The sequence below is a fragment of the Geothermobacter hydrogeniphilus genome, from assembly GCF_002898515.1.
Classification (GTDB): domain Bacteria; phylum Desulfobacterota; class Desulfuromonadia; order Desulfuromonadales; family Geothermobacteraceae; genus Geothermobacter_A.
Map to the genome: position 1 here is coordinate 36,413 of NZ_PPFX01000023.1, position 22,365 is coordinate 58,777.

22 protein-coding genes and 1 other annotated feature are annotated in these 22,365 nt (G+C 60.0%); all 22 genes read left to right on the forward strand.

All coding sequences use genetic code 11. The features are described from left to right. The first annotated feature begins 77 nt into the window (after positions 1–77). The 22 genes from C2E25_RS10745 (at position 78) to argC (ending at position 22,363) form a co-directional block, all read left to right on the forward strand. On the forward strand, positions 78–815 hold the full coding sequence (locus C2E25_RS10745; protein WP_103115764.1) for an isoprenyl transferase: 738 nt from the start codon (positions 78–80) through the stop codon (positions 813–815). Next, on the forward strand, positions 775–1,614 hold the full coding sequence (locus C2E25_RS10750; RefSeq protein ID WP_233189405.1) for a phosphatidate cytidylyltransferase: 840 nt from the start codon (positions 775–777) through the stop codon (positions 1,612–1,614). Before C2E25_RS10745 ends, C2E25_RS10750 begins: the two co-directional genes overlap by 41 nt. Before the next feature lie 5 nt (positions 1,615–1,619). Beyond that, positions 1,620–2,792: a 1-deoxy-D-xylulose-5-phosphate reductoisomerase gene (locus tag C2E25_RS10755; protein ID WP_103115741.1), complete on the forward strand. Its 1,173-nt coding sequence runs from the start codon at positions 1,620–1,622 to the stop codon at positions 2,790–2,792. After that, entirely contained in the window at positions 2,789–4,150 is a 1,362-nt protein-coding gene (rseP, locus tag C2E25_RS10760) for an RIP metalloprotease RseP (RefSeq protein ID WP_103115742.1), read from the forward strand. Before C2E25_RS10755 ends, rseP begins: the two co-directional genes overlap by 4 nt. Further along, a complete protein-coding gene (gene tsaB / locus C2E25_RS10765) occupies positions 4,143–4,847 on the forward strand; it encodes a tRNA (adenosine(37)-N6)-threonylcarbamoyltransferase complex dimerization subunit type 1 TsaB (RefSeq protein ID WP_158247219.1) in 705 nt (234 codons plus the stop codon). Before rseP ends, tsaB begins: the two co-directional genes overlap by 8 nt. Before the next feature lie 83 nt (positions 4,848–4,930). Next, positions 4,931–5,152: a YdcH family protein gene (locus C2E25_RS10770; RefSeq protein ID WP_085010565.1), complete on the forward strand. Its 222-nt coding sequence runs from the start codon at positions 4,931–4,933 to the stop codon at positions 5,150–5,152. 100 nt (positions 5,153–5,252) lie between these two features. Continuing rightward, positions 5,253–6,917 carry a dihydroxy-acid dehydratase gene (gene ilvD / locus C2E25_RS10775; protein WP_103115744.1) on the forward strand — a complete coding sequence of 555 codons (1,665 nt, stop codon included), beginning with the start codon at positions 5,253–5,255 and terminating at the stop codon, positions 6,915–6,917. 344 nt (positions 6,918–7,261) lie between these two features. Next, positions 7,262–8,962 (forward strand): biosynthetic-type acetolactate synthase large subunit, encoded by a 1,701-nt coding sequence (gene ilvB, locus C2E25_RS10780; RefSeq protein WP_103115745.1) that lies wholly within the window; start codon positions 7,262–7,264, stop codon positions 8,960–8,962. Positions 8,963–8,994: 32 nt separating this feature from the next. Continuing rightward, complete coding sequence (gene ilvN / locus C2E25_RS10785; protein WP_085010562.1) at positions 8,995–9,486, forward strand: acetolactate synthase small subunit; 492 nt, start codon at positions 8,995–8,997, stop codon at positions 9,484–9,486. Positions 9,487–9,696: 210 nt separating this feature from the next. Continuing rightward, a complete protein-coding gene (locus C2E25_RS10790) occupies positions 9,697–10,341 on the forward strand; it encodes a phosphatidylserine decarboxylase family protein (RefSeq protein ID WP_103115746.1) in 645 nt (214 codons plus the stop codon). Next, positions 10,338–11,123, forward strand: coding sequence for a CDP-diacylglycerol--serine O-phosphatidyltransferase (gene pssA, locus C2E25_RS10795; protein WP_103115747.1), 786 nt, complete (start codon positions 10,338–10,340; stop codon positions 11,121–11,123). Before C2E25_RS10790 ends, pssA begins: the two co-directional genes overlap by 4 nt. Before the next feature lie 253 nt (positions 11,124–11,376). Beyond that, positions 11,377–11,611 (forward strand) — a binding site (T-box leader). Positions 11,612–12,118: 507 nt separating this feature from the next. Next, complete coding sequence (locus tag C2E25_RS10800; RefSeq protein ID WP_103115748.1) at positions 12,119–13,657, forward strand: 2-isopropylmalate synthase; 1,539 nt, start codon at positions 12,119–12,121, stop codon at positions 13,655–13,657. 106 nt (positions 13,658–13,763) lie between these two features. Beyond that, the gene (locus C2E25_RS10805; protein WP_103115749.1) at positions 13,764–15,062 is read left to right on the forward strand and encodes a 3-isopropylmalate dehydratase large subunit; all 1,299 of its coding nucleotides are present in this window, start codon (positions 13,764–13,766) and stop codon (positions 15,060–15,062) included. A gap of 16 nt (positions 15,063–15,078) precedes the next feature. Beyond that, positions 15,079–15,612, forward strand: coding sequence for a 3-isopropylmalate dehydratase small subunit (locus C2E25_RS10810; protein WP_103115750.1), 534 nt, complete (start codon positions 15,079–15,081; stop codon positions 15,610–15,612). Between the two features lie 436 nt (positions 15,613–16,048). Then, positions 16,049–16,246: a hypothetical protein gene (locus tag C2E25_RS10815; protein WP_103115751.1), complete on the forward strand. Its 198-nt coding sequence runs from the start codon at positions 16,049–16,051 to the stop codon at positions 16,244–16,246. A gap of 193 nt (positions 16,247–16,439) precedes the next feature. Continuing rightward, on the forward strand, positions 16,440–17,528 hold the full coding sequence (gene leuB, locus C2E25_RS10820; protein WP_103115752.1) for a 3-isopropylmalate dehydrogenase: 1,089 nt from the start codon (positions 16,440–16,442) through the stop codon (positions 17,526–17,528). Positions 17,529–17,660: 132 nt separating this feature from the next. Continuing rightward, the gene (locus C2E25_RS10825) at positions 17,661–18,434 is read left to right on the forward strand and encodes an energy-coupling factor transporter transmembrane component T family protein (protein WP_103115753.1); all 774 of its coding nucleotides are present in this window, start codon (positions 17,661–17,663) and stop codon (positions 18,432–18,434) included. Further along, complete coding sequence (gene truA / locus C2E25_RS10830; protein ID WP_103115754.1) at positions 18,431–19,165, forward strand: tRNA pseudouridine(38-40) synthase TruA; 735 nt, start codon at positions 18,431–18,433, stop codon at positions 19,163–19,165. Before C2E25_RS10825 ends, truA begins: the two co-directional genes overlap by 4 nt. 94 nt (positions 19,166–19,259) lie before the next feature. After that, positions 19,260–19,703 (forward strand): universal stress protein, encoded by a 444-nt coding sequence (locus tag C2E25_RS10835; RefSeq protein WP_233189406.1) that lies wholly within the window; start codon positions 19,260–19,262, stop codon positions 19,701–19,703. Positions 19,704–20,040: 337 nt separating this feature from the next. Then, positions 20,041–20,475: a 50S ribosomal protein L13 gene (rplM, locus tag C2E25_RS10840; RefSeq protein ID WP_085010551.1), complete on the forward strand. Its 435-nt coding sequence runs from the start codon at positions 20,041–20,043 to the stop codon at positions 20,473–20,475. Between the two features lie 17 nt (positions 20,476–20,492). Further along, positions 20,493–20,885, forward strand: a complete 393-nt coding sequence (rpsI, locus tag C2E25_RS10845; protein WP_085010550.1) for a 30S ribosomal protein S9 — start codon at positions 20,493–20,495, stop codon at positions 20,883–20,885. 437 nt (positions 20,886–21,322) lie between these two features. Then, positions 21,323–22,363, forward strand: coding sequence for an N-acetyl-gamma-glutamyl-phosphate reductase (argC, locus tag C2E25_RS10850; protein ID WP_103115755.1), 1,041 nt, complete (start codon positions 21,323–21,325; stop codon positions 22,361–22,363). Positions 22,364–22,365 lie beyond the last annotated feature (2 nt).

A 22,365-nucleotide genomic window follows, 5' to 3' on the forward strand; every position in this document is an offset into this window, starting at 1 on the left:
GTAGCCGTGTTGCTGCAATCCTGACTGCCGGTTTTGGCCCGGTCAGATCCGATCCCCTGCCGAGTGAGATTCTGAAGATGCACATCCCCCGACATCTGGCTATCATCATGGACGGCAACGGCCGCTGGGCCGAAAACCGTTGCCTGCCCCGTATTGCCGGGCATCGTCAGGGCGTCAGGACGGTGCGGGAGATTGTCCAGGAGTGTCAACGCCTGGGAGTGGATTATCTGACTCTTTACGCCTTCAGTTCCGAAAACTGGGGCCGTCCCGATGACGAGGTGTCGGCCCTGATGGAACTGCTCAGTATTTACCTGCGCGAGCAGTTTGACCTGATGCTGGAAAAACGCATCCGGTTGCGGGTGATCGGTGAGATCGAACGCCTGCCGCTGCCGGTCCGTCGGGTTCTTGAAGAGACGGTCGCCAAAACCGGCGACCATGATGGCATGGTCTTGACCCTGGCTCTTTCCTACGGAGCGCGCAATGAGATTTTGCGTGCTTCCCAGCGCCTTGCCGCCCGGGTTGCTGCCGGTGAATTGTCACCTGACGCGATTGATGAGGAGCTGTTTGCCGGTAGCCTCGATACCTCCGGGATGCCCGACCCCGACCTGTTGATCCGTACCAGTGGCGAGATGCGCATCAGTAACTTTCTGCTCTGGCAGATCGCCTATGCCGAGATGGTTTTCACACCGGTGCTCTGGCCTGATTTCGGGGTTGAAGAACTGCACTGGGCCTTGACTGAATTCACCAGGCGCGAACGCCGCTTCGGGTTGACCCGTGATCAGGTTGACTGTCGTTCAGGGGAGAAGGGCCATTAAACAACGCATCCTAACCGGTCTTGTTCTGCTTCCGCTGCTGATCCTGCTGCTGGTTTATGCCGGGCCCGGACTGTTCCTCGGTTTCCTGGCGGTTGTCTCCCTGGTGGCCCAACATGAATACCAGGCGATGGCGGTCCCTTCCTGTGGCCGCTTGATCCAGATTCCGGCGCTCGCCGTCGGCCTCGGCCTGATGGTGCTTGCCAGTCTCGGTCAGCCCGCCGCGGCGCTCTACCTGCTGGTTGCCGGTGTGCTGTTGCTGGGAGTGCTGTTTCTTTTTCACCATCGTGATATTCATCTGGTCGCCCGGGACCTGGGGCTGACCCTGTTCGGGATCTACTATCTTCCGCTGTTGCTGGCCATGGTGGTGTTGCTGTTTGCGCTGCCCGGCAGCGGGCGGCAATGGGTCGGACTGGTGCTGCTGGTTGTGATGCTGGCGGACACCTTTGCCTACTTTGTCGGTTCGGCAATTGGAAGAACTCCTCTCTATCCGGCCGTCAGTCCCAAGAAAAGCCGTGAAGGGGCCGTCGGCGGACTGGTCGGCAGTCTGATTGGCGGGCTGCTGGCGCAACTCAGCTTCTTTCCCGAACTCGGATGGGGCCACGCCTGCCTGGTCTCGTTGCTGCTGAGTGTCTGCGGCCAGTTGGGCGACCTGTTCGAATCCCTGCTCAAGCGCAGTTTCCAGGTCAAGGATTCCAGCCGGTTGATTCCCGGTCACGGCGGCCTGCTCGATCGCCTCGACAGCCTGTTGTTTGCCTTTCCCGCCGCCTTTTTTTACGCCAGCCTGTTTTGGGGAGATTGATCGGGATGCGCAAAGGACTTGCCCTGCTCGGCGCCACCGGCTCCATCGGTTGCAGTACCCTGGAAATCGTCGATGCCCACCCGGACCGCTTCACGGTCTGCAGTCTGACCGGTGGCCGCAACCTGCAACGGCTGCTGGAGCAGGTGCGTTGTTACCGGCCATCTCTGGTTGGCGTTCTCACTGTGCGGGATGCTGAATGGTTACGGGCCGAACTGCGGGATGACACGATCGAAGTCTGTCACGGTGAGGAGGGACTGGTCCGGTGCGCGGCTGTACCCGGAGCCGATATCACCGTGTCTGCCATTGTCGGAGCCGCCGGTCTGGTCCCGACCATGGCGGCGATCGAGGCCGGAAAAGATATCGCCCTGGCCAACAAGGAAACTCTGGTAACGGCCGGGCCCCTGGTGATGGCCGCGGCCCGCCGCCGTGGTGTCTCCATCTTTCCGGTTGACAGCGAACATTCGGCCATCTTTCAATCTCTGCAGGGGCAGCAGGACAATGCCGTACGGCGCGTGATTCTGACGGCATCCGGGGGGCCGTTCCGCGAGACGTGCCTGGCTGATCTGCAGTCGGTTACCCTCGCCCAGGCTCTCAATCACCCCAACTGGAGCATGGGCCAGAAAATCACCATCGACTCGGCCACCATGATGAACAAGGGTCTGGAGGTGATCGAAGCCCGTTGGCTGTTTGATCTGCAACCGCAGCAGATTGATGTTCATATTCACCCCCAGAGTATCATCCATTCGATGGTCGAATACCGGGACGGTTCGGTGATTGCCCAACTCGGTGTGCCTGACATGAAGGCACCGATCGCCTACGCCCTGTCCTATCCGGAAAGGATCGAGCTGCCGCTTGCGCCGCTCGATCTCTGTCGTCTGGGACAGCTGACATTTTCAGAACCTGACCCGGAACGTTTCGGTTGCCTGGGGCTCGCTTACCGCGCCCTTGAACTGGGTGGTACCGCGCCGGCGGTCCTCAATGCCGCCAACGAGGTTGCCGTCCAGGCATTCCTGGACGGTCGTATCGGGTTTATGGAGATTCCGAAGTTGATCGCGTCGACCCTTGACCGGCACCAGGTGCAGGCGCTTGATGCGATTGACGACGCCCTGCAGGCTGACCGCTGGGGCCGTGAACAGACCCGGCAACTTATCGAAGCCGGAGAAGAGGTTGCTCGATGATTACCCTGTTTTCGGGAATCCTGATGCTCGGAGTGCTGGTGTTCGTTCATGAACTCGGGCATTTCTGTATCGCCAAGTGGAGCGGAGTCAAGGTTCTCAAGTTTTCGCTCGGGTTCGGCCCTCAACTCTTTTCCCGCCAGTGGGGCGAGACCGAATACCTGATCAGTGCCATCCCGCTCGGGGGGTACGTGCAGATGCTCGGCGAGGGTGGCAGTGAAGAAGGCGAGGAGGCCGAATTGAGCGAGGCAGAAAAGGCCCGCTCGTTCGCCCATAAGCCGATCGGCATTCGCACCGCCATCGTTGCCGCCGGGCCGATTATGAACCTGGTGCTGCCGTTTGTGCTGCTGCCGATATCATTCCTGATCGGGGTCAATGTCCCGGCTTTTCTTGATTCGGCGCCCTGCGTCGGTTACGTGGTTGCCGACAGCAGCGGGGCCGCTGCGGGGATCAGGGCCGGGGACTGTATCCTGGCCGTCAATGGTGACCCGGTTGCCAGTTGGAACGAGACCAACCAGGCCTTGATCGGGCATGCCGGGTCGCCGTTGGTGCTGTCCGTCGATCGTTCCGGCCGGCAACTTGAGCTGCCGTTGAAAGTGAACGGGGACGATATCGAGGATCTGCAGCTGCAGGCACTCGGCCTGCTGCCGCCCCGGGCGGCAACCGTCGGTGCCGTTTCTCCCGAGATGCCGGCCGGGAAAGCCGGTATGCAGGTCGGAGACCGGATTCTGGCGATTGACGATACACCGGTCACGTCCTGGTATGATCTGAAGCGGTTGATCCAGAAGGGCGGCGGGAAGCCCCTGGAGTTTACCCTCGAACGCAGTGGGATGCAGGTCAGGCTGGATATCGCCCCGGAATCACGGGATGGGGGCTACCTGATCGGCATCGCTCCCGCCGAGGAGAGCGTATTCAAACGGTTCGGACTCGGCGCGTCGATTCGGGCCGGTGCCGGACAGGCCGTTGATATCATTAAACTGACCCTGGTGTTTATTCAGAAACTTTTTTCCGGCCATGTCTCCGCCAAAAATATCGGCGGACCGATCATGGTGTTCCAGATGGCCGGGCAGGCGGTTCAGTCCGGGGTCACCACGGTGTTGACCATTCTCGCCTTTCTCAGCATCCAGCTGGGCATTCTCAACCTGCTGCCGATTCCCATCCTCGACGGCGGGCACCTGTTCTTCTACCTGTTCGAGTTCGTCTTTCGCCGCCCCCTGTCGATGCGGGCCCGGGAACTGCTGCAGCAGCTCGGCCTGGCTCTGATCGTGATGCTGATGATTCTGGCCTTCTATAACGATTTCACCCGTCTGGATCTGTTCGGAGGCCTGTTCAACTGGCTCTCGGGAGGGGCGGGTGGCTGATTACCTGCTGGCCGTCGACACCTCGACGCCCGGCGGCAGTGTCGCGCTCTATGACGGGGATCAGCTGCTGGCTGAATTTTTCCGTCGTCTGCCGGGCACCCACAGCGACTGGCTGCTGGCTGCCATTGAACAGCTGCTCGGCACGGCCGGACTCCAGGTCGAGGATCTGGGGTTGCTGGCGGTGGTCCGGGGACCGGGCTCCTTTACCGGCCTGCGGGTCGGGATGGCGACCGTCAAGGGCCTGGCGATAGGTTCCGGCGTGCCGGTTGTCGGGCTCTCCTCGCTGACGGTTCTGGCCGCGGCTGTTCCTTTTGCCCGCATGCCGGTCTGCACGATGCTCGATGCCCGAAAAAAAGAAGTCTATGCCGGGCTTTTTGACACCTCGCGGGGACGACCGGTTGCCCTGGGCGAGGAGCGGGTCCTGGCTCCGGAGAGGCTGCTGGAGACCCTGAACGGGGATGTCCTGTTCGTCGGGGACGGCGCCCTGGCCTACCGCACCCTGATCATCGCCCGCCTGGGTGAACGCGCCCATTTCGTCACCACAGCCCTGGCCGCGCCTCGTGCCGGCCTCCTCGGCAGTCTCGCGCGTGATGCCGCGGCCTCCGTGGGAACAGCCTCTCCGGAGGCGCTCACGCCCCTTTACCTGAGGGCTTCAGAGGCCGAAATTAACTGGGAAAAACGCCATTCTGCCGGCTGATTCCCGGTTGACAAGGGATTTTCCTTTGGTTATTTTAGATCCACTGAAAAGTTCCCTTTTTCCCCAACTGCAGGAGGTGGCCAATGCCGGTGAGCGATCAGGTTCTGGTTGAACAGCTCTGCAACGAAAACCCCCGTTTTCGCAAGCTGTATGAAGAACATTTATTGCTTGAAAAGCAGCTCAACGAAATGGACCAGAAGACCTATATGACGCCGGAAGAAGAGTTGGAGCGAAAAAAAGTACAGAAGTTGAAATTGGCCGGCAAGGATGAGATGGAAGGGATCTTGAGGTCACTCCGATCCTGAAATTCCATCACAGACCTGTTGGCAAAGGGTTTGAGCCGGGCGGCTTGAACCCTTTGCTTTTATAGGGGGATTTCCAACCTCAACAGGAGTTGTATAAACCATGAGCGATAAACGCAGCGACGCAATCACCAGGGGCTTCGAACGCACGCCGCACCGGGCCCTGCTCAAGAGTACCGGTGTTCCGGAAGGGCAGATGGAGCGCCCCTTCATTGGTATCGCTTCTTCCTTTACCGACCTGATTCCGGGTCACACCGGCATGCGCGACCTGGAGCGGTTTATTGAGAAAGGCGTTCACACCGGTGGCGGTTATTCCTTCATCTTCGGCATTCCCGGAGTCTGCGACGGTATCGCCATGGGACATAAGGGGATGCACTACTCGCTGCCGACCCGCGAACTGATTGCCGACATGGTGGAGTCGATTGCCGAAGCGCATCGACTCGACGGCCTGGTGCTGCTGACCAACTGTGACAAGATCACCCCGGGGATGCTGATGGCGGCGGCCCGGCTCGACATTCCCGCCATCGTCGTCACCGCCGGGCCGTCGATGACCGGCACCGGGCGCGAGGGCAGGCGCTTTTCCTTCGTCACCGACACCTTTGAAGCGATGGCGCAGTACAAGGCCGGCGTGATCGATGATCAGCAGCTGAAGATGTGCGAGGATCATGCCTGCCCGACAGCCGGTTCCTGCCAGGGGTTGTTTACCGCCAATACCATGGCGATTCTGACCGAGACCCTGGGCATGAGCCTGCCGCAGTGCGGGACGGCGCTGGCGGTCTCTTCCCTGAAGCGGCGTATCGCCTTTGCCTCCGGAGAAAAGATTGTCGATCTGGTGCGTGACGGCATCACCCCGCGGCAGATCCTGACCCGGGCCGCTTTCGAGAATGCCATCCGTGTCGATCTGGCTCTCGGCGGCTCGTCCAACACCGTTCTGCACCTGCTGGCCATTGCTCACGAGGCCGGAGTGGATCTGCCGCTCGAACTTTTTGATGAACTGGGCCGTTCCACGCCGCAGCTGGCCTCGATGAACCCGGGTGGACAGCACTTCATGGAAGATCTTGATGCCGCCGGCGGGGTGTCTGGAGTTCTCCATCAGCTGGGTGACAAGGTCAGGGACAACCCGACCCTGTTCGGTCTTGGTGTCCGGCAGATCGTCGCCAGCGTCGCCTCGGTTGACGAGACGGTTATTCGGCCGCTGGACAACCCGGTCCGGGCCGAAGGCGGACTCGCCATCCTGAACGGCAATCTCGCCCCGAAGGGGGCGGTGGTCAAGCAGTCGGGTGTCTCGGAACAGATGATGACCTTCGAGGGTACCGCCCGCTGTTTCGATTCTGAAGAGGCGGCCATGGATGCCCTGATGGGGGGGCGGATCAAGCCTGGTGACGTGGTGGTGATCCGTTACGAGGGCCCCAGGGGCGGACCGGGAATGCGGGAGATGCTGGCTCCCACGGCGACCCTGATGGGTCTTGGCCTTGGTGACAGTGTCGCGCTGATTACCGATGGTCGTTTCTCCGGCGGCACCCGTGGTCCCTGCATCGGTCATATTTCGCCGGAGGCGGCCGAAGGGGGACCGATCGCCCTGGTTGAGGATGGCGACCGGATCTGCCTTGATATTCCCAATCGCAGTCTCAGTCTGCAGGTCGCCGATGAGGTTCTGCAGCAGCGCCGTGCGGCATGGAGCATGCCCGAGCCGAAAATCCGCAGCGGCTGGCTGGCCCGCTACGCCAAGGTGGTGACGTCGGCTCACACCGGGGCCATCTGCGAATAGTCTTTGCCCGGGCGGTCCGGCAGCCCGCAGACATGCAACGCCGGGTTTCTGTTTGTCCGGAGTCGGAGAGTTCCGCCGTTTTCGGGATAGGGGAGTTGTTCTGAATCAGTGAGTTCCTGTTGGTTGGAGAGTGCAAGTGCTTGGTCTGAATGAGGTTTTCAAAAATCTGAAGCGCACCCATAGGTTCGCAGGTGATTTTTGGGAAGCTCAGACAGGCCAATGACTTTGTGCTGTCCGCCAACAAGGGGCTCACTGATTCAGGACTTTGCCAAGGATCGCGTCGGAGGAGATCAGGTTTTCACCGTCGGCCCGATCGCAGTCTTCATTTTGGGGAGGAGGTTTTTGTGAAAAAGACAGGTTCACAGATTTTATTGGAATGTCTGCAGATGGAAGGGGTGGATACCGTTTTCGGTTACCCCGGGGGCGCGGTTATCAACATCTATCATGACCTTGTTGACTATCCCGGTCTCAACCACATCCTGACCCGGCATGAGCAGGCCGCGGTTCATGCCGCCGACGGTTATGCCCGTGCCACCGGCAAGGTCGGCGTGGCCATCGCCACCAGCGGTCCCGGCGCCACCAATACCGTGACCGGGATCGCCACCGCCTACATGGATTCGATTCCGATGGTGATCATCACCGGCCAGGTGCCGACGCCGCTGATCGGCAACGATGCTTTCCAGGAAGCGGACATGGTCGGCATCACCCGGCCGATCACCAAGCACAACTACCTGGTGAAGGATATCCGGGACCTGGCACGCATCATCAAGCAGGCTTTCTACATCGCCCGCACCGGTCGTCCCGGCCCGGTTCTGGTTGACCTGCCGAAGGATGTCCAGGTGGCTTCCCATACCTTCTCCTACCCGGACAAGGTCGAACTGCGCGGCTACAAGCCAACGGTCAGCGGCAACATCCGCCAGGTGGAAAAAGCCGCCAAGATGGTTCTTGCCGCGCGCAAACCGGTCATCTACGTCGGTGGCGGCGCGACTCTCTCCAACTGTCCTGAGCAGTTGCAGCAGTTCGCCGAAACCATCCAGGCTCCGGTGACCACGACCCTGATGGGGATGAGTTCTTTTCCCAGCCGCCACGAGCTTTCTCTCGGCATGCTCGGCATGCACGGCACCTATTACGCCAACATGGCGGTGACCAACAGCGACCTGCTGATCGCCATCGGTGCCCGTTTCGATGACCGGGTGACCGGCAAGATCGCCACCTTCGCGCCCCATGCCAAGATCATTCATGTCGATATCGACCCGACCTCGATCAAGAAGAACGTCCGGGTCGATCTGCCGATTGTCGGCGATCTCAAGGATGTGCTGCAGAACCTGGTCCGGAAACTGGCCGAACATGCGGACGAAGTGGCCGAAATGACGACCGCGACCGAAAACTGGCGCCGTCAGATCCTGGACTGGAAAACGGAGCATCCGCTGACCTACCAGCCGTCGGAAACGGAAATCAAGCCGCAGTTCGTGATCGAGAAGATCCGCGAACTCTCCAGTGACGACGCGATCATTACCACTGAGGTCGGCCAGCACCAGATGTGGACCGCCCAGTTTTTCCAGTTCACCCAGCCGCGGACATTTCTCTCCTCCGGCGGTCTCGGCACCATGGGCTATGGACTGCCGGCCGCGCTCGGCGCCCAGGCGGCCTTTCCCGAACGGCAGGTGATCGATATTTCGGGTGACGGATCCTTCCAGATGAACTCCCAGGAGCTGGCTACCCTGGTCCAGTACGGCCTGCCGGTGAAAATCGTCATCCTCAATAATAATTACCTGGGTATGGTCCGGCAGTGGCAGCAGTTGTTCTTCGATCGTCGCTACAGTCAGACGGTCCTTGAACTGCCGATCGATTTCGTCATGCTGGCCGAGGCGTACGGCGCCACCGGGCTCAGGGCCGACAAGCCGGACCAGGTCGAAGAGACTATCAGGCAGGCCTTCGCGACCCCGGGACCGGTGATCATGGAATTCAAGGTGGCCCGGGAGGAGAACGTGCTGCCGATGGTTCCGGCGGGCCGCAGTATTCATGAAATGGTGCTGGCCTCCTGACGGCCGACCTTTTATCCAGGGAGGAAATGAACATGCGACACACCATATCCGTGCTGGTGGAAAATGAATTCGGGGTTCTGAGCAGGGTTTCCGGACTCTTTTCCGGCCGCGGGTTCAATATTGAAAGCCTGTCGGTTGCTCCGACCCTCGATCCTTCGGTTTCGCGGATGACCATCGTCACCACCGGTGATGATCAGGTCCTGGAGCAGATCACCAAGCATCTCAACAAACTGATCGATACCATCAAGGTCATCGATTTTACCGGGACCGACTACGTCGAACGTGAACTGGCGCTGATCAAGGTCAATGCCGAGGAAAGCCTGCGTGCTGAAGTGCTGCGCATCGCCGACATTTTCCGCAGCAAGGTGGTCGATGTCGGTCCCCGTTCCTACACGCTTGAAGTGACCGGGGCGCCCGGAAAGATCAATGCTATCCTCGAATTGCTCCGGCCCTTCGGCATCAAGGAGATCGTCCGTACCGGTCCGGTGGTGCTGGGGCGTGGTGAGAAGGGCGGCAAGGGCTGACACTGCCCGCTGACCGGATGACCTTCAGGGGCGTGACGGGCAAAAGGTTTTTGCACGTCGCGCCCCTTTCATGTTATAAAAGCTGGTCTTTTTCGCGATCGGAAACGGGTCTGCAGGACGGTTTCCGACGATGGCTCCAACCCGGGTCGCTCGGATTCCGACGGGCTCGATTCACGCCTGGTGCCGCTTTTTTCAGAAGGGAATTTTCTGGTGCGCAATCAGAACCAACCGGTGGCCGTGGAGGGTTATCCCTTTATCGCCCTGTTTGCTTTTTTGACCCTGGTCTTCGCCCTGCTGGGGTGGGGGCTGCTGACGCTGCTGCTGCTTGCCCTGACCCTGTTCACGATCTACTTCTTCCGCAACCCGGAACGGCTGGTGCCTGAAGGGGACGACCTGGTCATTGCTCCGGCGGACGGCAAGGTGGTCTTTGTCGGCGAGGTCGAGGAGGATCGTTACCTCAAGGCTCCGGCGCTCAAAGTCAGCATCTTCATGTCGGTGTTCAATGTCCACGTCAACCGCGTTCCCTGCGGCGGCAGGGTCGTCGACATGTACTATCAAAAGGGATCCTTTTTCAACGCCGCGCTCGACAAGGCCAGCCGTGACAACGAGCAGGCCGGGATTCTGCTCGAAACCGACAGCGGTAAGCAGCTGCTGTTTGTGCAGATCGCCGGTCTCATCGCCCGGCGCATCGTGACCTATCCGGTCATCGGCGATATCCTGCAGACCGGCCGGCGATACGGGCTGATCCGTTTCGGCAGCCGGGTCGATGTCTACCTGCCCCGGGACACCGAGGTCCGGGTGCGGTTGGGAGATCGGACCATTGCCGGCGAAACCGTCCTGGGACAATTGCCATGAGCCGTAAAGATTTTCGTGATCGGCGGGAAAATCTCCGCAAGGGGGTTTATATCCTGCCCAACCTGTTCACCACCGGCGGACTCTTCGCCGGGTTCTACAGCATCATTGCCACCATCCACGGCAATTACGACGTTGCGGCCTGGTTTATCCTGATTGCCACGGTTTTTGACGGGCTGGACGGCCGCGTGGCCCGGATCACCAACACCACCAGTCGCTTCGGTGTTGAATATGATTCCCTGGCCGATCTGGTCGCCTTCGGGGTCGCTCCGGGAGTGCTGATGTACATGTGGGCGTTGCGCCCCTTCGGCAAACTGGGCTGGCTGGCGGCGTTTCTGTACGTGGTCTGCGGCGCTTTGCGCCTGGCCCGCTTCAATGTTCAGGCCAATACCGTTGAGTCGAAGCGCTTCGTCGGGCTGCCGATCCCGGCCGGGGCCGCCATGGTGGCCTCCTGTGTGCTGATCTTCTATTATTTCGGCGGCGCCGGGACCATTCGCAAGGTGTCGGTGCTGTTGCTTATCTATTCGCTGGCCGCGCTGATGGTCAGCAATATCAGTTACTACTCCTTCAAGGATCCGGACCTGGTCAAACGTCAGCCGTTCGGCTTCCTGGTGCTGGCGATTTTCCTGATCATCATCATTGTCGCCCGTCCCGAGGTTATGCTCTTTTCCCTCTGTCTGGTCTACACTGTCTCCGGTCCGCTGGGGGCTGTTTTCCGTTTCGGACGGCCGAAAAAGAAGCCGGTTGAGAAAGGTTCGGGGGATGGCGGGGTGACCGAAACCTGACCCCATATTTCCGGCGGGGGCAAGGGGGGATGGACCTGAATCAGTGAGCCCATCACTGGCGGATAGCACAAGTCATTGATCTGCCTGATCTTCCCAAGAATCGCCAGCGAACCTATGGGTGCGCTTCAGATTCTTGAAAAGCTCATTCAGGCCAAGCACTTGCACTCTCCATCCAGCATGAACTCACTGATTCAGGATGGAATTTCCCTTGACAGGGTCGGCGTCGGTCTGTTTTAGTTACAGTACACTTTTTGTAAAGGCGTTGAAGAGGAGTAGTAGACACCTCTGCCGTTTCAGAGAGCCGGCGGTTGCTGCAAGCCGGTACGGTAAGCTGTCGAACTCGCCTTGGAGCCGTGGATGTCAACCGGTCTTTGCCGCCAGCTTCCACCGTCATCCCGCGTCAAGGGACAATCAAGGTTCGTCGCCTGCTCCGGCAGTCGGCGGATGAAACAGGGTGGTACCGCGAAGCGAAAGCTCTCGCCCCTGATCGGGGCGGGAGCTTTTTTTTACATGGGGCGGTTCTTTTCCGCCGACTCGGCGTTGCGTTCCCTCTTCGCTTGTGCGACGTAGCTGCCGCTACGCCTCCGCGCTCATCAGGACGCGCCTTGATTCGGCGAAAAATCCCTCGCCCTTAAAACGGTGGGACAATGCGTGGACCGGAAGGTCTTCGTGGAATACAGGGATGGGGCGGTTCTTTTCCGCCGACTCGGCGTTGCGTTCTCTTTATTGTGCGACCAAGCGAACGCTACGCCTCCGCGCTCATCGGAACGCGCCTTGATTCGGCGAAAAATCCCTCGCCCTGGAACAGCGGCGGGTAATATCTTTCCGGTTGATTGTGGAAAAACAGAGAAGCATCGAAAGGGGGTGGTCCTGGTGGAAGATGACCTGGGTGACCTGGGTCGGACAAGTCGTTCGAAATTTATAGAGTTACACGTTTCAACCCGCAGGGCTGTCCGCGGCAACGACCTGTTGATGCCCTGCCAGAGGAGGCATTCATGAGCGAACAACGTAAAATCACTATCTTCGACACCACCCTTCGTGATGGCGAGCAGTCCCCGGGCGCCAGCATGAACATTGATGAAAAACTGCGCATCGCCCATCAGCTTGAAAAACTCAATGTCGATGTCATCGAGGCCGGGTTCCCGATCGCTTCCATCGGTGATTTCGAGGCGGTCAAGAAGATCGCCCAGTCGATCAAGGGTCCGCAGATCGCCGGCCTCTGCCGGTCCGGATTCAAGGATATCGACCGCGCCTGGGAGGCGCTGCAGTATGCCGGAGAGCGGGGCCGCATTCATACTTTTATCGCCACCTCCGATATTCACATGGAGCGCAAACTGCAGATGGAGCCTGCCCAGGTCCTTGAGGCGGCGGTCAAGGCCGTCGAGCATGCCCGCGGCTATACAGGCAATGTCGAGTTCTCCTGCGAGGACGCGGTTCGGACCCGGTTGCCGTTCCTGGCGGAAGTGGTCGAGGCGGTCATTGCCGCCGGCGCTACGACCGTCAACATCCCCGATACTGTGGGCTATGCCATTCCTTTCGAATTTTACGAGATCATCAAGTACCTCAAGGACCACGTCAAAAATATCGATGACGCGGTGATTTCGGTCCACTGCCACAATGATCTCGGCCTCGCCGTCGCCAATTCGCTGGCCGCCCTGCGCGCCGGTGCCGGTCAGATCGAATGTACCATCAACGGCATCGGGGAACGGGCCGGCAACTGTTCCCTGGAAGAGGTGGTGATGGCGCTGCGAACCCGGCATGACATCATGCCCTATACCACCGACGTCAACACCGAGCATATCTACAACGCCAGCCGGCTGCTGTCGACGGTGACCGGCATCTCGGTGCAGCCGAACAAGGCCGTGGTCGGCGCCAATGCCTTCGCCCACGAAGCCGGTATCCACCAGCATGGTGTGATGATGGACAGCGCCACCTATGAAATCATGACGCCCGAATCGATCGGCCTGAACCGGAACAAGCTGGTTCTCGGCAAGCATTCCGGGCGGCACGCTTTTATCGCGCGGCTGGAGGAACTCGGCTACGAACTTCAGAAAGAAGATATCGAGCGTGCCTTCGTCCGTTTCAAGGCCCTGGCGGACGCCAAGAAAGAGATTTTCGATGAAGATCTCGACGCCATCGTCGCCGATGAGGTGATTCGGGTTGACGAACGTTTCAAGCTGCTGCAGATGAATGTCTCGTCCGGCTCCTTCGCCGCGCCGACGGCAACCATGGAGATGGATGTCGAAGGAGAACGGAAGAAGGTGGCGGTTCTCGGCGCCGGCCCGGTGGACGCGGCCTTCAAGGCGATCAGGCAGTTGACCGGCAGTAACGCCGAACTGCGACAGTACGCGGTCGGTGCCATCACCGGCGGCACCGATGCCCAGGGAGAGTGTACCGTGCGGCTGCGTGAGGGGGGACGCGAGGTCATCGGCCAGGGGGCCGATGAGGATATCATCGTCGCCTCGGCCAAGGCCTACATCAACGCCCTCAACAAAATGGCCTCGGTGATCGAGCGCAAGCGCGCCTCGCTCTGATATCCGGGCGAGAAAAATAAGCTGAAGCCGGCAGGATGTATCCGCATCCTGCCGATCTCCAGGTCCTTTCGGATCAGAAAATTGCCAACACTGTCAAGGAGTTGAAATGGGACAGACGATTGCGGAGAAGATTTTCGCCGCCCACCTGCGGGATGAACCCTTTCCGGGGACCAGGGTCCTGGACCTCGATCGGGTTCTCTGCCACGAGATTACCACCCCTGTCGCCATTGCCGACCTGCAATGGCGGGGTAAGGATCGGGTTTTCGATCCTGACAAGATCAAGGCCGTTATCGACCACGTGACCCCGGCCAAGGACAGCAAGACCGCCATCCAGGCGAAGATGCTGCGGGACTGGGCGCGGCGGCATGAACTCAAGGATTTTTTCGATGTCGGTCGCAACGGCGTCTGTCACGCGATTTTTCCCGAGAAGGGGTTTATCCGGCCAGGCTTTACCGTCATCATGGGGGATTCTCACACATGTACCCACGGTGCCTTCGGGGCCTTTGCCGCCGGTGTCGGCACCACCGACCTTGAGGTCGGCATCCTCAAAGGGGTCTGTGCCTTCCGCGAACCGAAGACCATCCGCATCAATCTCAACGGCCAACTTCCCGAGGGGGTTTACGCCAAGGACGTGATCCTGTTCGTCATCGGTCAGCTGGGTGTCAACGGCGCCACCGACCGGGTGATCGAATTTCACGGCCCGGTGATCGAGGCGATGAGCATGGAGTCGCGCATGACCCTCTGCAACATGGCGATCGAGGCCGGCGGTACCTGCGGCATCTGCCCGCCCGACGCGGTCACGGTCGACTATCTCTGGCCCTTCATCGCCGAGGAGTTCACCGACCGGGACGCGGCCCTCGCCGACTACAGCCGCTGGCTGCCCGACGCCGACGCCGAGTACGACAAAGTCCTCGATTTCGACCTTTCCGCGCTGCAGCCACACGTGACCTTCGACTACAAGCCTGATTGCGTCAAACCGGTGAAAGAGATGGCTGGAACCCGTGTTGACCAGGTCTATATCGGCAGCTGCACCAACGGCCGGATCGAAGACCTGCGGGTCGCCGCCGGGATTCTCAAGGGGCGCCGGATCGCCGACTCGGTTCGCGGCATTGTTTCCCCGGCCACCCCGCAGATTTTCCGCCAGGCGATGGATGAAGGGATCATGGACGTCTTCATGGATGCCGGCTTCTGCGTCACCAACCCGACCTGCGGGGCCTGTCTCGGCATGAGCAACGGGGTGCTCGCTGAAGGGGAAGTCTGCGCCTCGACCACCAACCGTAACTTCAATGGTAGGATGGGCAAGGGAGGCATGGTTCACCTGATGAGCCCGGCGACCGCCGCCGCCACCGCCGTAACCGGTGTCATCACCGACGCCCGCGCATTGCTCAAGGAAACCGCGGCCTGACCGCAGAGGAGAGACCATGTCCAGAAAACAGTTCGGCGGTCCGGCGCTGCTGCTTGACCGCTCAGATATCAATACCGATGAAATCATTCCCGCAAAATATCTGACCGAGGTCACCAAGGAGGCGTTGCGGCCCTACATGCTTGAAGATCTCAAGCTGGAAGGGTTCGACCCGGCTTCGGCCGAGGCCCGCGAGGCGCGGGTGGTGGTTTCGCGCGAAAATTTCGGCTGCGGGTCCTCACGGGAACATGCCCCCTGGGTGTTCGAGGTGAATGGTGTACACACCATTATCGCCGAGAGTTACGCGCGCATTTTCCGGCAGAACATGTTCAACGGCGGCATGCTCGCCATCGAACTGTCGCGGCAGGATATTGACCGGATTTTCGACCTGCGGCGGCTGGGAGCTGTTGAGGTCAGGGTGGATGTCGATGCTCAGCGGGTCGTCGCCTCTGCCGCGGGGCATGAACTCGGCTTCGACTTCGAGGTCAGTCCCTTCGACAAGGCTTTGGTTAAGGCAGGAGGGTGGGTCGAGTTCGCCGACGCCCGTTATTAGTCAGGACGCGTGCTTTCCCACCAACTCTGCGTTGCGATCCTCTTCGCTTGTGCGACGTAGCTGCCGCTACGCCTCCGCGCTCATCGGGTCGCGCCTTGATTTGATGAAAAATCCCGCGTCTTGAGGCTGTGGTGGAAAGGATACGCAGATCGTCTTCGTTGAACCGGGGGGGAGGACGCATGCTTTTCCACCAACTCTGCGTTGCGACCCTCTTCGCTTGTGCGACGTAGCTGCGCGCTTATCGGGACGCGCCTTAAATTTCCGTGTTTTGAGGCTGGGGCGGGGGCGAACCTTTGGGTTTGTCCCCGCCTTGCATCTTGTGGGAGACCTGCTCAGGGGATTTTAATATTAAAATCCCTGGAATTCTCTGACATCCTTCCGAAAAGACGTAAAATTCATCAAGGCGTTGATTGTGTCGGTTTCAAAGGAGGTCATCATGTCGGTCCCGTTTTCGCAACAACTCAGTCGTGACGAACTCGCTCTGCTCACATTCTATCGGCAACTGCCCCCGGAAAAGCAGCTGGAAATTCTGGAGACGGCGGAATACTCGGTCAACGACCTGTGCCGCATGCGCGAACTTGCCGGGCGACTTGTTGAAACCAGTCTGCCGGTCGATGACTGGGGATACGCCTGAGAGATCCCGTCCGGGATCCTTTCTTCACTGCCGCGGCTTTCTCGTCGACCTCGTTCACCCCCTTTCCGGTAAAATTCGTTGACATCATCCCTGCGCCTTCCTATAGTTGCAACCGCTTGAAAAAAGGTCTTTTCTTTCTTTTTCCGGTTAAATAAACCGGGGTTTGTCCCGGCCAATCTCAGGAGTTGTTGTCATGTCCCAGCAGTATAAAATTGCGGTCCTTCCCGGTGACGGGATCGGGCCTGAAGTCATGGCTGAAGCCATGAAGGTTCTTGATGCCGTCGAGTCCCGGTTTTCGGTTCGAATCGAACGCACCTTCGCCAATGTCGGTGGAATCGCCATCGACCGGGACGGCAAGGCCCTGCCGGAAAAGACCATTGCCGTCTGCCGCGAGTCGGATGCCATCCTGTTCGGCTCGGTCGGTGGTCCGAAGTGGGAATCCCTTCCCCCCGACGAGCAACCGGAACGGGGCGCGCTGCTGCCGCTGCGCAAGATTTTCGGGCTTTTCTGCAACCTGCGTCCCGCCATCATTTTTCCGGCCCTGACCGGCAATTCCTCGCTGAAGGCCGACGTCATCGACGGCGGCTTCGACCTGCTGGTGGTGCGGGAGTTGACCGGCGGGATCTACTTCTCCCAGCCCAAGGGGATTGAAGGGCAGGGAACCGAGAGAACCGGCTTCGATACCATGCGCTACAGCGAAGCCGAAGTCGAGCGGATCGCCCACGTAGCTTTTCAGGCGGCCCGCAAACGCGCCGGGAAGGTCTGTTCCATCGACAAGGCCAATGTTCTGTCCACCTCGGTGGTCTGGCGCGAGGTGGTGGAGCGGGTTGGAAAAGAATATTCCGATGTCGCGTTGACCCACATGTATGTCGACAATGCCGCCATGCAGCTCTGCCGTTGGCCCAAGCAGTTTGATGTCATGCTCTGCGGCAACCTGTTCGGCGACATTCTTTCCGACGAGGCTGCCATGCTGACCGGTTCTTTGGGAATGCTGCCGAGCGCCTCCCTGGCTGAAGGGTCCTTCGGCCTTTTTGAACCGTCCGGCGGCAGCGCCCCGGATATCGCCGGCCAGGGTGTGGCCAACCCGATCGCCCAGATTCTCTCGGCCGGGATGATGCTGCGGTACTCGCTGGGATTGACCGAGGCGGCGGATGCCATCGACCGGGCCGTGGAGGCGGTGCTGGACGCGGGCATCCGTACTGCCGATATCTACCAGGGGCTTGAGGGGGAGACAAAAACCGACACCTCCGGTATGGGTGATGCCATCGTTGCAAAACTCTGATTTTCACGACCTGAATCATGGGTTCAAATCGACCCGGCAGCGCTGCCGGGTCGATTTGTTGTTTGCTCAGCGGTTGAGGCCTCCGGGAAACGGGACCCTCTATTCCGCGGCTGCCGGCGGGAGGGGGCAGGCATGAACCCGCAAACCGCTCTCGGTTTCGGTCAGTTTCGCCCGGGTGACTCACGGTTGCACCGTTTCGACGCGCGCGGGAAGTTACTGTTGCTGCCGTTGCTGATCGTGGTGACTTTCAGGGCAACGGGGTTCTCCCTGCTGTTGCCGGTCCTGCTCGGTATCGTTCTGGCGGAGATCAGCGGTTTCGGCATCGCGGCATTGCTGCGTGGTCTGCGTCCGCTGCGCTGGCTGCTGGTGACGACAGTGCTGCTGCATCTCTTCATGACCCCGGGCCGGACTCTCGGGCCCTTTTCCCGGCTTTCCTATGACGGCCTGCTGCTCGGGTTGCAGAATGCTTCCCAGCTGTTGCTGGCGATGCTTTTTGCCTGCCTGCTTTCCCTGACGACCTCTCCGGATGAACTGGCGTCAGCCCTGGTCTCCCTGCTGCAGCCGTTGCGGCGGGTCGGGGTGCCGGTCGCGCGCCTGGCGACATTGCTCAGTCTGACCCTGCATTTCGTTCCCCTGCTGCGTGACGAGGGTCTGGCGACCTGGCGTCGGTCCGGGGCGCAGTTGTCCGCCCTGAAACGAGGGTCACCGTTGGAACGGGGGCGTGTCGCCGCCGGGTTGATTGAGCCGCTGATGCTGCGTCTGGCCGATCGTGCCGAGCAGATGGCGCGGCGTATGGCTGCGGGGGAGGTGTTGGCCGAAATCGACCTTCTGCCGGCCATGAAGACGACGCTCAGGCTGCAGGTTCTCTGCGGCTGTCTGCTGCTGTTTTTCTGGGGGTGGTTGTGATGCGGATACGGTTGCTGCTTGAATATGACGGGACCGACTTCTGCGGCTGGCAGGTTCAGGCCCGCGGACGCACGGTACAGGGGACGGTGGAGGAGGCCCTGCGGCAGATTCTGGGGGTGGAGGTGCGCCTTCATTCCTCCGGTCGCACCGACGCGGGGGTCCACGCGCGCGGCATGGTGGCGCATTTTGACCCTCCCAGGGATCTGCCGCTGCGGGCCTGGCGCGAAGGGCTCAATGCCCTTCTTCCGGACGACCTGGCGGTACGCGACGCGGCGGAAGTCGCTGCCGATTTTCATGCCCGTTTTTCGGCACGCGGCAAATGGTATCGCTACAGTCTGCTCCCATCTCCCTGCCGACGACCGTTGCATAGTCGCACCAGTTGGCAGATCAGGAGTGAGCTTGACCTGCAAGCCATGGTGACCGCGGCCGCTGATTTTGTCGGTGAACATGATTTTTCCGCCTTTCGTGCCGCCGGTTGCGCCGCTCGTACCACGGTGCGGCGCATTGACAGTATCGACCTGGTACGGGAGGGTGAACTGCTGCACTGGGATATCCGGGGCAGCGGTTTTCTGAAAAACATGATTCGCATCATGCTCGGCACCCTGGTGGAAATCGGGCTCGGCAACCGGCCGACGACGGATGTCAGGGAACTGTTGACCGGGTGTGAACGTTCCCGCTCCGGTCGTACGGCGCCGCCGCAGGGACTCTGTCTGCAGGAGGTTTATTACTGATTCGGTGACCGGGCGGGAAGGCTGCTCTTGCAAACCGGCGGGGGGCGGCTATAGTCAATCAGGTACTGTTCTATCCTGTTGCCGGAGGTTCCTGTTGAAACGAGCGTTGCGCATTCTGGTCCCGATCGATTTTTCCAGTTACAGCTGGCAGACCCTTCGATTCGCTCTGAGTCTGCAGGATATGCTGGAACCGGTCCTGGTGCTGCTGCATGTTCTGCCGGTCGCCGACTACAGTGAGTTGGGGCTGTTCAACGGGATGGAACAGCAGCCGCCGGAACAGGATGTGTTGCAGCACCTGCAGCGCGAGGCGGCTTCACATCTCCCGGCGGTCAATGCTCCGAAGGTTTTGTATCGGGTCGGACACGGAGTGCCGTTTACCGAGATCTGCCGGTTCGCGGAAGAAGAGAAGGTCGACCTGATTGTTATCGGCACCCATGGCCGCACCGGTTTGTCCCACCTGCTGATCGGCAGCACTGCCGAACGGGTGGTGCGTCATGCCTCCTGCCCGGTTCTCTCGATCAAGCCGAAACTCCTCTGATTCCCGAGCGCAATCCATCGAGACGTCGGACCTGAAATGATTCGCGGCGTACCCGGTAACCGGTAAAAATCTCCTTGGCCCAAATCCACCGGCTGTTTTGCGGACCGAGGGTGGTGGGACGGGTGGAGATGCGAGGCGCCGTGCCGATTCGGGCGGAAACGTAGCCGAGCTACGTTGAGACCGAATCGGTGAAGGCAACGAAGCAGGTTCATCCGTCACGACACCCGAATCCCGAAATTGCCGATGGATTTTGGCTTGACATGACAGGTTTTTTAAACTAGTGTTCGTTGTTCTGTGAGCCCCGTATAAATCACAGTTTAAGAATAGAGAGGATCGCATGAGTACCAAAGCTGCTAAACCTGCCACCGTGCAGAAAAACTGGTTCGTCGTTGACCTGGAGGGCAAAGTCCTTGGCCGGGCCGCGGCGCAGATTGCCCATGTGCTGCGCGGCAAGCACAAGCCGATCTACACCCCGCATGTCGACACCGGCGATTTCGTCGTCGTCCTGAATGCCGACAAGGTGAAGCTGACCGGCAACAAGCTCGCTGCCAAGACGTATTATCGGCACTCCGGATTTCCCGGCGGTCTCAAGGAGATCACCGCGGAAAAACTGCTGGAGAAGAAACCCGAAGAGTTGATCAAGGCTGCTGTCAAAGGGATGCTGCCGAAGAATAAACTCGGTCGCCAGATGTTCCGCAAGCTCAAGGTCTATGCCGGTGCCGAACATCCCCACGCAGCTCAGCAGCCCAAGAACCTGGACATTCAGGGCTGAGATTCAGGAGATAGATGATGGCTGAACAGAGATTTTACGCCACTGGCAAGAGGAAGACTTCGGTTGCCCGTGTCTGGATCAAGCCGGGGAACGGTGAGATTACCGTGAACCAGAACAGTATCGACCAGTATTTCGGTCGTGAAACCTCCAAGATGGTTGTTCGCCAGCCGCTGGAATTGACCGACAACCTCGGTAAATGGGATGTCTGGGTCAATGTCTGTGGCGGTGGTGCTTCCGGTCAGGCCGGTGCCATCAAGCACGGCATCACCAAAGCGCTGGTCGAGGCCAATCCCGAACTGCGCGGCGTGCTGAAAAAGGCCGGGTTCATTACCCGTGACAGCCGTGTCAAGGAACGTAAGAAATACGGTCGCCGCGGCGCGCGTCGGAGCTTCCAGTTCTCCAAGCGTTAACCGCTACGGAAATTCCGCAGCGTTTCAAGCAAAAAGGCAAGGGGAGTCCGACGTGGCTCCCCTTGTTTTGTTTTGAGGGCGCCGGCTTTTTCATCAACTCAGCGTTGCAGCCCGCTTCGCTTGTGCGACGTAGCTGCCGCTAGTACCCTGTATCCCATAAAACTTCGTAAGATTGCGCCGGGATTTGGCGACCCGGCAAGGCGTACTTTCAGTTGCATAGCCGTAGCTATGTAACTGAAAAGTGCAACGTAGTCGGTGCGGCAAATAACCAGCAAGATACGAAAGTTTATGGGTTACTGGGTACTAGGCCTCCGCGCTCATTGGACTGCGCCTTGATTTGATAAAAAATGCAGCGTCTTGGAGCTGTGGAGTGGATTGGTAGCGAACCGATTGAACCTGATTCAGGGAACCTGCGGTTCCCGGTTGGAGATTAAGGTATGAATATCAAAGTTGCCGTTGTCGGCGCCAGTGGCTACACCGGGGTGGAGTTGCTCCGGCTGTTGGTCGGACATCCGCACACCGAGTTGGTCTGCGTGACCTCGCGGCAGTTCGCGGGGCAGCCGGTGGCGCGGGTTTTTCCCTCCCTGGCGGGACGTTGCGAACTGGTTTTTGAAAATCTCGCCGCGGCGGAGATCGCCGCCCGCGCCGAGATCGTGCTGACCGCCCTGCCGCACCAGGCGGCGATGGCGGTGATCCCCGATCTGCTTGTCGCGGGTTGCCGGGTGGTTGACCTTTCGGCCGACTACCGGCTCAGGGACGCCGCGGTTTACGAACACTGGTACCAGCCTCACAGCAGCCCGCAGCTGCTCGCCGAGGCGGCCTACGGTTTGCCCGAGCTGTTTCGTGAGCAGGTGCGGCCGGCCCGCCTGGTCGCCAACCCCGGTTGCTACCCGACCAGTGTCGCTCTCGGGCTGGCGCCGCTGTTGCGGCAGGGGGTGATTGACCCCGATTCGCTGATCATTGACAGTAAGTCGGGGACCAGCGGGGCAGGGCGGGGCGCCAAGCTCGGCAGCCTCTTCTGTGAAGTGAACGAGGGCTTCAAGGCCTACGGGGTCGCCGGTCATCGGCACACGCCCGAGATCGAACAGACCCTGAGCATCCTTTCCGGACGGGAGGTGAAGGTCAGCTTTACACCGCACCTGCTGCCGGTCAGTCGCGGCATTCTTTCCACCTGCTATGCCGCGTCACGGCAACAGCTGCCAACGGCTGAACTGGTCGAGATCTATCGGCAATTCTATGCCGACGAGTATTTTGTCCGGGTTCACCCGGTCGGCAGCCTGCCGAATATCAACCAGGTTGCCGGCAGCAATTATTGCGACCTCGGCGTGGTTGCCGACGAACGGACCGGGCGGATCATTGTTGTCTCGGTTATCGACAACCTGGTGAAAGGAGCGGCCGGGCAGGCTGTCCAGAACCTGAATCTGCTGGCCGGCCTGCCGGAACAGACCGGGCTGGAAGCTTTATCCGCCTTTCCCTGATG

Bases quoted from the DNA above. Each gene is read 5' to 3' on its own strand.
- ilvD (WP_103115744.1), top strand. From the start codon at position 5,253: ATGAGCGATAAACGCAGCGACGCAATCACCAGGGGCTTCGAACGCACG.
- rpsI (WP_085010550.1), top strand. From the start codon at position 20,493: ATGGCTGAACAGAGATTTTACGCCACTGGCAAGAGGAAGACTTCGGTT.
- rplM (WP_085010551.1), top strand. From the start codon at position 20,041: ATGAGTACCAAAGCTGCTAAACCTGCCACCGTGCAGAAAAACTGGTTC.
- rseP (WP_103115742.1), top strand. From the start codon at position 2,789: ATGATTACCCTGTTTTCGGGAATCCTGATGCTCGGAGTGCTGGTGTTC.
- C2E25_RS10815 (WP_103115751.1), top strand. From the start codon at position 16,049: ATGTCGGTCCCGTTTTCGCAACAACTCAGTCGTGACGAACTCGCTCTG.
- C2E25_RS10800 (WP_103115748.1), top strand. From the start codon at position 12,119: ATGAGCGAACAACGTAAAATCACTATCTTCGACACCACCCTTCGTGAT.
- ilvN (WP_085010562.1), top strand. From the start codon at position 8,995: ATGCGACACACCATATCCGTGCTGGTGGAAAATGAATTCGGGGTTCTG.
- argC (WP_103115755.1), top strand. From the start codon at position 21,323: ATGAATATCAAAGTTGCCGTTGTCGGCGCCAGTGGCTACACCGGGGTG.
- C2E25_RS10805 (WP_103115749.1), top strand. From the start codon at position 13,764: ATGGGACAGACGATTGCGGAGAAGATTTTCGCCGCCCACCTGCGGGAT.
- pssA (WP_103115747.1), top strand. From the start codon at position 10,338: ATGAGCCGTAAAGATTTTCGTGATCGGCGGGAAAATCTCCGCAAGGGG.
- C2E25_RS10745 (WP_103115764.1), top strand. From the start codon at position 78: ATGCACATCCCCCGACATCTGGCTATCATCATGGACGGCAACGGCCGC.
- C2E25_RS10755 (WP_103115741.1), top strand. From the start codon at position 1,620: ATGCGCAAAGGACTTGCCCTGCTCGGCGCCACCGGCTCCATCGGTTGC.
- C2E25_RS10770 (WP_085010565.1), top strand. From the start codon at position 4,931: ATGCCGGTGAGCGATCAGGTTCTGGTTGAACAGCTCTGCAACGAAAAC.
- C2E25_RS10825 (WP_103115753.1), top strand. From the start codon at position 17,661: ATGAACCCGCAAACCGCTCTCGGTTTCGGTCAGTTTCGCCCGGGTGAC.
- leuB (WP_103115752.1), top strand. From the start codon at position 16,440: ATGTCCCAGCAGTATAAAATTGCGGTCCTTCCCGGTGACGGGATCGGG.
- C2E25_RS10810 (WP_103115750.1), top strand. From the start codon at position 15,079: ATGTCCAGAAAACAGTTCGGCGGTCCGGCGCTGCTGCTTGACCGCTCA.